The organism is Vibrio coralliirubri, assembly GCF_024347375.1.
Taxonomy (GTDB): domain Bacteria; phylum Pseudomonadota; class Gammaproteobacteria; order Enterobacterales; family Vibrionaceae; genus Vibrio; species Vibrio coralliirubri.
The window spans coordinates 2993732-3007669 of record NZ_AP025470.1 but is presented as its reverse complement, the minus strand read 5'-3'; the positions used below and the strand labels follow the sequence as shown (position 1 = coordinate 3007669).

Here is a 13938-nt window from a genome sequence, read left to right as displayed (position 1 = left end):
ATGGCACTACTTCAGATTGCAGAACCAGGGCAAAGCGCCGCTCCTCACCAGCACAAGCTTGCTGTGGGTATTGATTTAGGTACAACAAACTCATTGGTTGCAGCAGTGCGCAGTGGTGAGGCGAGCACACTGGTTGATCAACAAGGTCGCAGTATCCTTCCTTCCGTTGTTCACTATACGTCAGAGTCGTACACGACTGGTGATGAAGCTCGTGCAAATGCACAGACTGATCCTAAAAATACCATTATCTCAGTTAAGCGACTAATCGGTCGTTCACTGTCAGATATTCAACAGCGATACCCATCTCTGCCATATCAATTTGAAGAAAGTGATAATGGTTTACCTGTGATTCGCACAGAGCAAGGTAACAAGAACCCAATTCAAGTATCTGCAGACATTCTGCGAGCGCTAGGTCAACGTGCTGAGTCAACACTCGGTGGTGAGCTATCTGGTGCTGTTATTACCGTTCCTGCTTACTTTGATGATGCACAGCGTGCTGGTACGAAAGACGCGGCGCAACTTGCTGGTCTTCACGTGTTACGTCTTCTTAATGAACCGACTGCCGCTGCGATTGCTTACGGCTTGGATTCTGGTAAAGAAGGAGTAATTGCTGTTTATGACTTGGGTGGTGGTACGTTTGATATCTCTATCCTACGCCTATCGAAAGGTGTATTCGAAGTTTTAGCAACAGGTGGTGACTCTGCATTAGGCGGCGACGACTTTGACCATTTAGTTGCGGATCATTTCCAAGAACAAATGGGCTTATCAGAGCTAACAGCAGAACAGAATCGTATTCTTCTAGATGCCGCAACAGAAGCGAAGATCGGCTTATCTGAAGCGGAAAGCGTTGATGTTGACGTACTCGATTGGGCTGGTTCATTAACTCGTGAAGAGTTTGAAGAAATCATCAAACCGCTCGTTAAGAAAACACTGCTTTCGTGCCGCCGTGCACTAAAAGATGCGGAAGTTGATGCCGATGAAGTACTAGAAGTTGTGATGGTCGGCGGTTCAACTCGCACATTACTTGTACGTGAAATGGTCGGTGACTTCTTTGGTCGTACTCCATTAACCAGCATTAACCCTGATGAAGTGGTTGCTATTGGTGCATCGATTCAAGCGGATATCTTAGTCGGTAATAAGCCTGACTCTGAGATGCTGCTATTGGACGTTATCCCTCTGTCTCTTGGTATTGAAACTATGGGCGGCTTGGTAGAAAAGATCATCCCTCGTAACACCACGATCCCGGTTGCTCGCGCACAAGAATTTACTACGTTCAAAGACGGTCAAACTGCAATGACAGTACACACCGTGCAAGGCGAACGTGAGATGGTTGACGACTGTCGTTCACTGGCTCGATTTGCTTTGAAAGGCATTCCGCCGATGACTGCAGGTGCAGCTCATATTCGTGTTACTTACCAAGTGGATGCTGATGGCCTGCTATCGGTTACCGCAATGGAGAAGAGCACTGGCGTTCAAGCTGAAATCCAAGTTAAGCCTTCTTACGGTCTGAGCGATAACGAAGTGGCTAGCATGCTGAAAGATTCGATGACGTTTGCAAAAGAAGACATGCAAGCGCGTGCTCTGGCTGAGCAACGAGTAGAAGCGGATCGCGTTATCGAAGGCCTTATTGCTGCAATGCAAGCCGACGGTGACGAACTACTTGATGAGCAAGGCAAACAACAACTTGTTCAAGCGATTGAAGCACTGATTGAAGTGCGCAATGGCGACAATGCTGATGCCATTGAACTAGAAATTAAGAATACCGACAAAGCGAGCCAAGACTTTGCTTCTCGTCGTATGGATAAATCAATTCGTGCTGCACTGTCAGGTCAGTCAGTCGATAATATTTAATAGTTAGAGAATAGATAAACATGCCAAAGATTATTGTTTTACCTCACGAAGATCTATGTCCAGAAGGCGCTGTTTTAGAAGCAAAAACTGGTGAGACGGTTCTTGATGTTGCACTGAAGGCCGGTATTGGTATTGAACACGCATGTGAAAAATCGTGTGCATGTACAACATGTCACGTTGTGATTCGTGAAGGTTTTGATTCTTTAGAAGAGAGTGATGATCTAGAAGACGACATGCTAGATAAAGCATGGGGCTTAGAGATGGAATCTCGTCTTGGTTGCCAAGCTAAAGTGGCTGATACGGATCTTGTTGTAGAGATTCCAAAGTACACGTTGAACCTGGCTTCTGAAGACCACTAAGAACCTGTTCTCAGTCATGGCTAATACAGTGATGACTGAGAGAGCTATTGCTTAGACAAACATACTAAGAAAACTGGCCTAGAATATAGATCATAAAGGTGACAGAGCGTCGCTGATAAATATAAGGAAGTGTTATGAGCTTGAAGTGGATTGATTCGCGAGATATCGCAATTGAGCTATGTGATTTGTACCCTGATACTGATCCTAAAACGGTACGTTTTACCGATCTGCATCAATGGGTGCTAGACCTTGAAGAGTTCGACGACGAGCCTAACCACTCGAATGAGAAAATCTTAGAGGCTATTATTTTGTGCTGGATGGATGAGATGGATTAATCCTCTTATCTAATGATTTGGTCGCGGGTTGGTATCAGTCCAATATAAAACGCAGCCAAGTTAACAATTCTTACTAAAAAAAGCGGACCTTATGGTCCGTTTTTTTATCAAAATGACATTTTCCTCCTACATAATGCTAACATCAGTGCGCTAATAAAAAATAATCAGAATCACACACCCAAAGTGGTTCATGACAAGGAGAAATCATGTCTACACAGATGTCAGTATTTTTAAGTCAAGAAGCTGCCCAGCCTCAGTGGGGAGCAAGAGCTATTTTATCGTTCTCAGAAGCGGGAGCGACAATTCACATTGGTGAAGGCCACGATCTAGGCGCAGTTCAACGTGCAGGTCGTACGCTTGACGGACAAGGTATCGCATTCGTTTCACTTCGTGGTGAAGGTTGGGATCTAGAAAGCGTTTGGGCTTTCTACCAAGGCTACCGTGGACCAAAGAAAAAGAATGCATTGGAATGGGATGCACTTTCAGAAGCCGATCAAACTGAGCTTGAAGCTCGTATTCGCGCGACTGACTGGACGCGTGACATTATCAATAAAACCGCTGAAGAAGTGGCACCTCGCCAACTCGCGACCATGGCTGCAGAATACATCAAGTCAGTGGCACCTGCGGGCACTGTTAAAGCGAAGATCGTTAAAGACAAGGATCTACTAACCGAAGGTTGGGAAGGCATCTACGCGGTCGGCCGTGGCTCTGAACGTACATCAGCAATGCTGCAACTGGACTTCAACCCAACAGGCGACGAAAATGCACCTGTATTTGCTTGTTTAGTCGGTAAAGGTATTACGTTCGATTCGGGCGGTTACAGCATCAAACCAGGCCAATTCATGACAGCAATGAAAGCTGACATGGGTGGCGCAGCAACAATTACTGGTGGTTTAGGTCTTGCGATTGAACGCGGCCTGAACAAGCGCATCAAGCTTATTCTATGTTGCGCAGAGAACATGATCTCTGGTCGCGCATTGAAGCTTGGCGATATCATTACCTACAAAAACGGTAAAACAGTTGAGATCATGAACACCGATGCGGAAGGTCGCTTAGTGCTAGCTGATGGCCTAATGTACGCAAGTGCACAAAGCCCTGAGCTGATCATCGACTGTGCAACACTAACAGGCGCGGCTAAAAACGCACTAGGTAACGACTACCACGCACTATTAAGCTTCGATGATGAGTTATCTCACCAAGCGCTAACGGCGGCAAATCAAGAGAAAGAAGGCTTATGGCCACTGCCTCTTGCTGATTTCCACCGTGGCATGTTGCCTTCAAACTTTGCTGATCTTTCAAACATCAGCACGGGTGATTACACACCGGGTGCAAGTACAGCAGCGGCATTCCTTTCTTACTTTGTAGATGACTACAAAAAAGGTTGGATTCATATGGATTGCGCGGGTACTTACCGTAAGTCAGCAAGTGACAAGTGGGCGGCAGGCGCAACGGGTATGGGCGTTCGCACACTGGCTCGTCTTCTTATCGACCAAGCAAAATAATAATAAGGGTGAGCGGTATTTTGTGCCGCTCATTCATAAAGCTCAGATCGAAAGATCTCAGCAATTTCAGTATTTAATAACAAAAAAATGAAGTGAAGGAATCCCTATGGCTCTAGAAAGAACGTTCTCAATTGTTAAGCCGGATGCAGTTAAGCGTAACCTTGTTGGTGAAATCTATCACCGTATCGAAAAAGCAGGCCTAGAAATTATTGCTGCTAAGATGGTTCGTCTTACTGAAGAGCAAGCGAGTGGCTTCTACGCAGAACACGAAGGCAAAGAGTTCTTCCCAGCTCTTAAAGAGTTTATGACTTCTGGTCCTATCATGGTTCAAGTGCTTGAAGGCGAAAACGCTATCGCTCGTTACCGTGAGCTTATGGGCAAAACAAACCCAGAAGAAGCGGCTTGCGGCACTATCCGTGCTGACTACGCAATCAGCATGCGTTACAACTCAGTACACGGCAGCGACAGCCCTGAGTCTGCAGCTCGCGAAATCGAATTCTTCTTCCCAGAATCTGAAATTTGCCCACGCCCAGCTCAATAATCGGTACAGCAAATTATTCTAAAGGCTTCACTTCGGTGAGGCCTTTTTTGTAAGTGTCTTTTACGCTCTCGATAATCAATTTAGTCGTCATTCTCGAAAGCGACGAAGGAGCGTAATCGGGAATCTGTTTTTGTTATTGGAGATTCCAGATACTTCGTTCCTCAGTTCTGGAATGACGGGGAGTTTGGGAGCCACAATCTCGTGGCAAATATTGCGAGCTGTTGGTGAGTATTCACGTCATTCCGGAAAGCGACGAAGGAGCGTAATCGTGAATCTGTTTTTATTATTGGAGATCCAGATACCTCGTCCCTCGGTTCAAGAATGACGGTGAGCTTTGGGGTGTCACGATCGCATGGCGATTAATGGAAAGTTATTGAGGAAGCCTTCACGTCATTCCCGAAAGCGACGAAGGAACGTAATCGTGAATCTGTTTTTGTTATTGGAGATTCCAGATACTTCGTTCCTCAGTTCTGGAATGACGGGCTTTGAGGAGTTGATGACCTGACTGCGTGAATAGCGGGACTACAATTTCGAGCTAAGTATTAGTGATCTGTTGGAGATTATTTACGTCATTCCCGAAAGCGACGAAGGAGCGTAATCGGGAATCTTTTGTTTAAATTGGGTAATCTCAGGCCGATAAATACAGTTGTTTAAATTTTAATCGCTTAAGTTTGAATGTCTTAATAAACACAGGGTTTTACAATGCTTGTTGAAGTTGCGTAAAGCCTGTACAATTCGCGCCCTTAATTATTGTTCCGTCATTGAGAGGCATCATGACCACAGCTAAAGTCAATCTACTCGATTTTGATCGTAAAGGTCTTCGTAAATTTTTCACAGAAGAACTGAATGAGAAAGCGTTTCGAGCAGAGCAAGTGATGAAGTGGATTTATCACTTCGGTGTCGATGACTTCGAACAAATGAATAACATCAACAAAAAGTTACGTGAGAAACTTCAACGTCGCTGTGAGATTGTTGCACCTGTTGTTTCTGAAGCTCAACACTCTTCAGATGGCACAATTAAATGGGCGATGAGCGTTGGCGACCAAGACGTTGAAACGGTATATATCCCAGATGGTGACCGTGCGACGCTATGTGTATCTTCACAGGTTGGTTGTGCACTTGAATGTAAGTTCTGTTCTACAGCTCAACAAGGCTTCAACCGTAACCTAAAAGTTTCAGAGATTGTTGGCCAAATCTGGCGTGCATCTCGCGAAATCGGCCTAGAAAAAGAAACCGGCCGTCGTCCAATTACTAACGTTGTAATGATGGGTATGGGCGAGCCTCTATTGAACATGAAGAACCTAATGCCATCATTAGAAATCATGCTTGATGATCTAGGTTTCGCGCTGTCTAAGCGTCGTGTAACTGTATCAACTTCTGGTGTTGTTTCTGGTCTTGACCAAATGACAGACAACATTGATGTAGCATTGGCTATCTCTCTACATGCACCAAACGATGCACTACGTAGCCAAATCATGCCGATCAACGATCGTTGGGATATTCAAGACTTCCTAGCATCAGTTCGTCGTTACATTGCATCTTCAAACGCTAACCGCGGTAAAGTAACGGTTGAGTACGTGTTATTGGATCATGTGAATGACGATATGGACCACGCACGTGAACTTGCAGAGCTAATGAAAGAGACGCCTTGTAAGATCAACTTAATTCCATTTAACCCTTACCCGGGTTCGCCTTATAAGAAGCCAAGCAACTCTCGTATTGATCGCTTCCAAAAAACGCTGATGGAATACAACTACACAGTAACCGTTCGTAAGACTCGTGGTGATGATATTGATGCCGCGTGTGGTCAATTAGTCGGTGATGTTATTGACAGAACTAAGCGTACTAAAATGCTTAAAGCTGCCTCTGAAGCGAACTTGATTGCCGGTGGTGTGATTGAGGTAAAAGCGGTATAAAACGCGATTAGAACCTAAACAAGCCAGAAGTCTTACTTCTGGCTTGTTGCTTTTCTGGGGTACAGTTTTTGATTTTTTGGACTTCTTGCCCACGCTTTCTTACATTTTTCGTCAAATTTTGGACAAAACCATGAGCTGACGGTAAATTTTGTTTAAAGTGTTTTTGCCTTGTAATGGCATTAGCTTATGATTAACTAATCTTAAATTAATTTAAGTGCTCGCTTGCTACTGATCATCAATATGTCTATTTAGGTTGGCTACTTGATAAACTAGCTTCCTGAGAAGGTCATCCATAACAAATGAATGATGTTCGCCTTTAAGGGTTGATGATTTAGATAGCAGGAAAAATTCCACATAACGTGGGTTGTTAGATTGAGCTTAAACGACAATAAGAAAACGCTCTCCTCAACCTGCGATAATACTTTAGAAGTTCACTCTCTATGAACACAGAACAAGATACACAAGCGCAAGAAAACGTAGCTCCAGCTTTGGAAGCGGGAACGCTGCTTAAGAACAAACGAGAATCTCTTGGTTTAACGCAAAAGCAGATTTCTGATCGCTTGAAACTTCGCGTTACGCTGATCCAACAAATTGAAGAAAACCAATTCGAGTCAGATCAAGTGGCGACGTTTATGCGTGGCTACATTCGTTCATACGCGAAATACGTCAATCTTGACGAAAAAGTCGTATTGAGTGCGCTGCATCATGCCGGTGATGCTCAGCATCAAGAGCAAGAAATGCTGAGTTTTTCTCGTAAGACCAAAACCGAGAAGCACAACAGCCGTATTATGCTCCTGACTTGGAGCATTTTTGCGGTCATTGCGGGTATCTCCTCACTTTGGTGGTGGCAGAACCAACAACAAGACACCCTATCTCAATCTTTAGCGAATACTGAAAGCTCAGAAGAACTAGCGGTAGAAGAATCACTTGCCCCTGAATTCACCTCTTTAGAAGTGATTGAAGCTGAACAAAACGAAGCGGGTGCTTCTGTTGTTGAAGGTACTGAAGGCCTTGCTGCGATAAGCGATGCGGAAGATACTTCAGATGCTGTTACTCCAGCTGACGAAACTCCTGCGCAACAAGCAACAGAGACAGAACCAACTGCTGAAGTTGCTGCTAATGCAGAAGCGGTTGAAGCAAGTACTACTCCTGAAGCTGTGGCTAATGAGCTAGTCATGCAGTTCTCTGCTGATTGCTGGATCCAAGTAAAAGATGCAACGGGTAAAACCTTGTCGACTGGCATCAAAAAAGCAGGTCAGTCGTTAAATCTTTCAGGAACTGCGCCATATAAAGTGATTCTAGGTGCGCCAGAAGGCGTATCAATGACATTTGCAAGTGAACCTGTCGACCTTTCTGGGTATACTTCAGGCAAAGTAGCTAGAATAACCTTACCTTAGAGTTAATATGCAACACGAATCTCCTATTATTCGTCGCAAATCAACCCGTATTTATGTGGGTGATGTGCCGATCGGTGATGGTGCACCAATTGCTGTGCAATCCATGACCAACACAAGAACAACAGATGTAGCCGCGACCGTTGCTCAAATTAGAGCTCTGGAAAAAGTTGGCGCTGATATCGTTCGCGTATCTGTACCGACTATGGATGCCGCTGAAGCCTTTAAGCTAATCAAGCAGCAGGTCTCTGTTCCTTTGGTTGCTGATATTCACTTCGACTACCGTATCGCACTTAAAGTGGCGGAATACGGCGTTGACTGTCTGCGTATCAACCCAGGTAACATCGGTAACGAAAGCCGTATCCGCTCAGTTGTTGATTGTGCACGTGATATGAATATTCCGATTCGTATTGGTGTTAACGGCGGTTCTCTTGAGAAAGAGATCCAAGAGAAATACACAGAACCTACAGCAGAAGCGCTTGTTGAATCAGCAATGCGTCATGTAGATATTCTAGACCGTCTGAACTTTGATCAATTCAAAGTCAGCGTTAAGGCGTCTGATGTATTCCTAGCAGTCGGTTCTTACCGTTTGCTGGCTAAGCAGATTGATCAACCTCTTCACCTTGGCATTACCGAAGCGGGTGGTGCGCGTGCTGGCTCTGTAAAGTCAGCAGTAGGTTTAGGTATGCTTCTTTCTGAAGGTATCGGCGATACGCTGCGTATCTCGCTAGCGGCTGATCCGGTTGAAGAGATCAAAGTTGGTTTTGATATTCTTAAATCTTTGCGCATTCGTTCGCGTGGCATCAACTTCATTGCGTGCCCGAGCTGTTCTCGTCAAGAGTTCGATGTTATTAACACAGTTAATGCCCTTGAAGAGCGCCTAGAAGACGTGATCACTCCAATGGATGTATCTATCATCGGTTGTGTGGTTAACGGCCCTGGTGAAGCTGAAGTGTCTCACTTAGGTTTAGCCGGTAGTGCTCGTAAGAGTGCCTTCTACGAAGACGGTAAGCGTCAGAAAGAGCGCTTCGACAACGATGACCTTGTCGACAAACTTGAAGCTAAGATTCGTGCAAAAGCGTCAGTGCTTGATAAAGCAAATCGCATTGATGTAGAAAACTTAGAAGATTAATACAACGCGATGGGGTGTGATTGTCTATTCGCACTAACACCTGGTCGTGAGAAATTACGGAATAAATACTGTGGCTAAAAATATCCAAGCAATTCGAGGCATGAACGACTGCCTTCCAACTCAATCACCACTGTGGCAGAAAGTAGAAAGCGCAGTTAAAAACGTGGTGAGTGCATACGGTTACAACGAAGTACGTATGCCTATCGTTGAAGAAACAAACCTATTTAGCCGTGCAGTTGGTGAAGAGACAGACGTTGTTTCTAAAGAGATGTACACCTTTGACGACCGCAATGGCGATAGCCTAACGCTGCGCCCAGAAGGCACAGCAGGTTGTGTACGTTCATGTATTCAAAATAGCCTTATCAACCGTGATGAACAGCGCCTATGGTACATGGGCCCTATGTTCCGTCACGAGCGTCCTCAAAAAGGTCGTTACCGTCAATTCCACCAATGTGGTGTTGAAGTGTTTGGCCTAGACGGTCCAGACGTTGACGCAGAACTTATCATGATGACAGCACGTCTATGGCGTGAGCTAGGCATCGATAAGCACGTTCGCCTAGAGCTGAACTCAATCGGTTCTCAAGAAGATCGCGTAAGCTACCGCACTGCGTTAGTGGCTTTCCTTGAGCAACACATTGATGTGCTTGACGAAGACTGCAAACGTCGCATGCACACTAACCCTCTACGTGTACTTGATACTAAGAACCCTGATGTTCAAGCGATCTTAGGTGACGCACCTCGACTATCTGAATATCTAGGTGAAGAATCGAAGCAACATTTTGCTGGTTTGTGTGAACTTCTTGACGCTGTTGGTATCGAATACCAAGTTAATGAGCGTCTAGTACGTGGCCTAGATTACTACAACCGCACCGTATTTGAGTGGATCACAGACAGCCTTGGTGCTCAAGGTACAGTATGTGGTGGCGGTCGTTACGATGGTCTTGTTGAGCAACTAGGCGGCAAAGCAACCAATGCAGTTGGCTTCGCAATGGGTCTAGAGCGTCTGGTTCTGATGATGGAAACGCTAGAGCTAACAGAAGTTCGTCGTAGCGTTGATGTATACGTAGTTGCTGCTGGCGAAGGTACTATGATCGCGGGCATGCAGTTAGCGAATCAATTACGCGACACCGTTGAAGGCGTGCGTGTAATGAACCACTTCGGTGGTGGTAACTTCAAGAAGCAATTCAAACGTGCTGACAAAGTAGGTGCTGTTGTGGCGCTGGTACTTGGTGAGAACGAAGTTGCTGACAATACAGTTGTGCTAAAAGATCTGGTTGGCGGCGAGCAAGAAACCGTGTCTCAAACGGAAGTTGCAGAGAAAGTTGCTGCGCTAATCTAATTAGCCATTGAGCAAACGCTCATAATGAATACTAACGTCAGCACTATGCTGGCGTTTAAAGAATTAAAGAGGACAGGAAGTGGAACTTTACGATAGCGAAGAGCAACAAGTTGAAGCCATTAAAGATTGGTGGAAAGAGAACGGTAAAGCCGTAATCTTTGGTGCGGTTATTGGTTTAGGTGGTCTATTTGGTTGGCGCTATTACCAAGATTCAGTAGTTGAAGCGCGTGAAGCAGCTTCGGAAGGCTACACCTCTGTAATTTCAGCTCTTGATACTAAGGGCGTTGATGCTCAATCTGATATTCAAGCTTTCATCGACGCAAACAAAGACGCTGAGTACTCAGTACTTGCAGCTATGCAATTAGCAAAAGTACAAGTACAAGCGGGTGAGCTAGCAGCAGCACTTGAACAGCTAGAGTGGGCAAAATCGGCAACTAAGGACGCGGCACTTGCGCCACTACTTACTTATCGTGTTGCACGCATCAAAGCTGAGCAAGGTGAATTTGACGCAGCACTGACTGATCTTGCTGCTATGACAGATGAATCTTGGAAAGGCCGTGTTGCTGAACTGCGTGGTGATATCTCACTTCGTAAAGGCGACACTGACGCAGCATACAGTGCTTACACAGAAGCACAGCAAGCTGTTGACGCTAGCCAAACGCTTCAAATCAAACTTGACGACCTAGCTAAATAAGGCGCTTTGAATGAAGAAGATGTTTCCAAAAGCGGCGTTGTGTGCGATTGCTCTTGGCCTACTAGCTGGCTGTGCGGGTGAAGAAGACACCGTAATCATGGCTCCAGTACCAACGGTAAACAGCGAGTTCACTCCTAGTCAGGAATGGTCTACGTCGGTTGGTGATGGTGTTGGTCACTACTTTTCAAAACTAACGCCAGAATTGGCTTACGACAAAGTGTTTGTTGCAAGCCGTGAAGGTATGGTTAAAGCGCTTGATCCTGATACAGGTAAAGAGCTATGGAAAGTCGATCTTGAGAAAGACGTACTGGCTCGTTTATCGGGTGGCCTAACGGCGGCTTACGGTAAAGTATTTGTTGGTTCTGAAAATGGCGAAGTGATCGCACTGGAAGAATCGACCGGTGAAGAGCTGTGGCGTGTATCAGTAAATGGCGAGGTGCTTGCATCCCCAGCAACTGATAGCAACATGGTCATTGTTCATACCAGTCGCGGCATGTTGATCGCGTTAGATCAAGCAAGCGGCGAACAAAAATGGACCATCAGTACTGAAGTACCAAGCCTAACATTGCGTGGCGACAGCTCGCCTGTTGCGGTTTCTGGTGGTGTGTTCTGGGGTACAGCAAATGGTCGTCTAGCTGCGGCTATCGTTGACCGTGGTCAGCTTATTTGGCAACAGCCAGTAGGCACGCCAAAAGGCGCAACGGAAATTGATCGTTTGGTTGATGTTGATGCATCTCCAATTGTTCTTGGTGGCACTTTGTATACCGTAGGTATCAATGGTCAGCTGATTGCTATCGATCTTCGTTCTGGTAAGCCAGTTTGGAAACGTAACTACTCATCAGCGATTGATTTAGCAAGTGATGGCAGCCGTTTGTTCGTTGTTACCGACAAAGACCATGTGGTTGCGGTTGATGCGCGTAGTGGTACTGAACTGTGGAGCACTCCATTGTTAGAAAACCGCTTACTGACAGCACCTGCTATTATTAATGGTTATGTAGTCGTGGGTGACACAGAAGGTTATCTGCACTGGTTAGATCGTTCATCGGGTGAGTTTGTTGCACAACAGCTTGTCGATGATAGCGGCTTTGCGGTTGCGCCAATTGAACTGCCTGAAGGCTACTTAGTGACGACTCGCAATGGCGATGTAAAGAAACTAACGATTAGCCAATAAAAGCGTGATATAATTCACAGTCGGCTCCTGGTTGGTAACAGCCAGGAGCCGTTTTGTTGTTAAAAATTAATAAACCGTGTGGTTATAGGTAAGAGTTTAAACTTGCGAACAAGTGCTTACCTATAACTACATTTAGAGAAGAAATTGTAGAGGTTGTTATGGTACCTGTTGTTGCTCTAGTAGGGCGTCCGAACGTAGGTAAATCTACGTTATTTAACCGATTGACTCGAACTCGTGATGCATTGGTTGCGGATTTCCCTGGCTTAACGCGTGACCGTAAATACGGTCATGCTCATTTTAGCGAGCATGACTTTATTGTTATTGACACTGGCGGTATCGACGGTACTGAAGAAGGTGTTGAAACTAAAATGGCTGAGCAGTCGCTAGCGGCGATTGATGAAGCTGATGTCGTTCTATTTATGGTAGATGGCCGTGCGGGTCTAACACCTTCAGACGTGGCGATTGCTAAGCACCTACGTCAACTAGAAAAGCCTTCAATGCTAGTAGTAAACAAGGTTGATGGTATCGACCCTGATGCTGCAAGTGCTGACTTCTGGCAACTAGGCGTAGAAGACATGTACCAAATCGCTGCGGCGCATGGTCGTGGTGTTACTGCACTTATTGATCTTGCTCTTAACCCATTCGCTGAAGCGCTAAAAGCTGAGAATGGCGAAGTAAGCGATTTAACTGAGTTTGAAGACGAAGAAGAAGAGCAGGTTGAATTTACAGAAGAAGAAGCTGAAGCAGAATTCAAGCGTCTTCAAGATCAACCGATCAAACTAGCGATCATTGGCCGTCCTAACGTAGGCAAATCAACGTTAACTAACCGTATTCTTGGTGAAGAACGTGTGGTTGTTTACGATATGCCAGGTACGACTCGTGACTCTATCTACATCCCAATGCAGCGTGATGAGCGTGAATATGTTCTCATCGATACTGCGGGTGTTCGTCGTCGTAAAAACATCAACGAAACGGTAGAGAAGTTCTCAGTGGTTAAAACACTGAAAGCGATTGAAGATGCTAACGTTGTATTGCTGCTTATCGATGCTCGCGAAAACATCTCTGATCAAGATCTAAGCTTGCTAGGCTTTGCGTTGAACGCTGGTCGTTCAATTGTTATTGCCGTAAACAAGTGGGATGGCCTAGATAACGACGTTAAAGAACGCGTTAAGAAAGAGCTAGACCGTCGCTTAGGTTTCGTTGATTTCGCACGTATTCACTTTATCTCTGCACTTCACGGTACAGGTGTTGGTCACTTGTTTGAGTCTGTACAAGAAGCTTACAAGTCAGCGACGACTCGTGTTGGTACTTCTGTTCTAACTCGTATTATGAAGATGGCGACTGATGATCACCAACCGCCTATGGTTCGTGGCCGTCGTGTGAAACTGAAATACGCGCACGCTGGTGGCTACAACCCACCGATTATCGTTATCCACGGTAACCAAGTTCGTAATTTGCCAGATTCATACAAACGATTCTTGATGAACTACTACCGTCGTTCACTAGAGATTATGGGTACACCTATTCGCATTCAATTCCAGAACAGCGAGAACCCATTTGAAGCTAAGACAAACAAGCTGACAATTTCTCAAGAACGTAAACGTAAACGTATGATGAGCATGGTTAAAGGTCGTAAGTAAACCTTTCCAATAGATTTGATACCCGAGCCTGTCTCGGGTATTTTTTTAAGCAAAATTCACGTTA

The 13938-nt window shown here is 45.3% G+C and carries 12 protein-coding genes; all 12 read left to right on the top strand.

From position 1 onward, the window contains the following. Complete coding sequence (gene hscA / locus OCV20_RS13675) at positions 1-1851, top strand: Fe-S protein assembly chaperone HscA (protein WP_050653337.1); 1851 nt, start codon at positions 1-3, stop codon at positions 1849-1851. A 20-nt stretch (positions 1852-1871) separates the two neighbouring features. Further along, a complete protein-coding gene (fdx, locus tag OCV20_RS13670; protein ID WP_010440525.1) occupies positions 1872-2210 on the top strand; it encodes an ISC system 2Fe-2S type ferredoxin in 339 nt (112 codons plus the stop codon). Between the two features lie 134 nt (positions 2211-2344). Beyond that, positions 2345-2545, top strand: coding sequence for a Fe-S cluster assembly protein IscX (iscX, locus tag OCV20_RS13665; RefSeq protein WP_004740335.1), 201 nt, complete (start codon positions 2345-2347; stop codon positions 2543-2545). Positions 2546-2751: 206 nt separating this feature from the next. Then, positions 2752-4047 carry an aminopeptidase PepB gene (gene pepB, locus OCV20_RS13660; RefSeq protein WP_017062517.1) on the top strand — a complete coding sequence of 432 codons (1296 nt, stop codon included), beginning with the start codon at positions 2752-2754 and terminating at the stop codon, positions 4045-4047. Between the two features lie 106 nt (positions 4048-4153). After that, positions 4154-4588, top strand: a complete 435-nt coding sequence (gene ndk, locus OCV20_RS13655) for a nucleoside-diphosphate kinase (RefSeq protein ID WP_016797173.1) — start codon at positions 4154-4156, stop codon at positions 4586-4588. 773 nt (positions 4589-5361) lie between these two features. Further along, positions 5362-6504, top strand: coding sequence for a dual-specificity RNA methyltransferase RlmN (rlmN, locus tag OCV20_RS13650; protein WP_017062516.1), 1143 nt, complete (start codon positions 5362-5364; stop codon positions 6502-6504). Positions 6505-6944: 440 nt separating this feature from the next. Further along, entirely contained in the window at positions 6945-7901 is a 957-nt protein-coding gene (gene rodZ / locus OCV20_RS13645) for a cytoskeleton protein RodZ (RefSeq protein WP_086774924.1), read from the top strand. Between the two features lie 7 nt (positions 7902-7908). Then, positions 7909-9030 (top strand): flavodoxin-dependent (E)-4-hydroxy-3-methylbut-2-enyl-diphosphate synthase, encoded by a 1122-nt coding sequence (ispG, locus tag OCV20_RS13640; RefSeq protein WP_009848294.1) that lies wholly within the window; start codon positions 7909-7911, stop codon positions 9028-9030. Positions 9031-9100: 70 nt separating this feature from the next. Continuing rightward, positions 9101-10369, top strand: coding sequence for a histidine--tRNA ligase (gene hisS / locus OCV20_RS13635; RefSeq protein WP_017062514.1), 1269 nt, complete (start codon positions 9101-9103; stop codon positions 10367-10369). A gap of 79 nt (positions 10370-10448) precedes the next feature. Beyond that, complete coding sequence (locus OCV20_RS13630; protein WP_019822120.1) at positions 10449-11063, top strand: YfgM family protein; 615 nt, start codon at positions 10449-10451, stop codon at positions 11061-11063. Between the two features lie 10 nt (positions 11064-11073). Continuing rightward, positions 11074-12234 (top strand): outer membrane protein assembly factor BamB, encoded by a 1161-nt coding sequence (gene bamB, locus OCV20_RS13625; protein WP_086774923.1) that lies wholly within the window; start codon positions 11074-11076, stop codon positions 12232-12234. Between the two features lie 158 nt (positions 12235-12392). Beyond that, positions 12393-13874, top strand: coding sequence for a ribosome biogenesis GTPase Der (gene der / locus OCV20_RS13620; RefSeq protein ID WP_017062511.1), 1482 nt, complete (start codon positions 12393-12395; stop codon positions 13872-13874). The last annotated feature ends 64 nt before the right edge of the window (positions 13875-13938 follow it).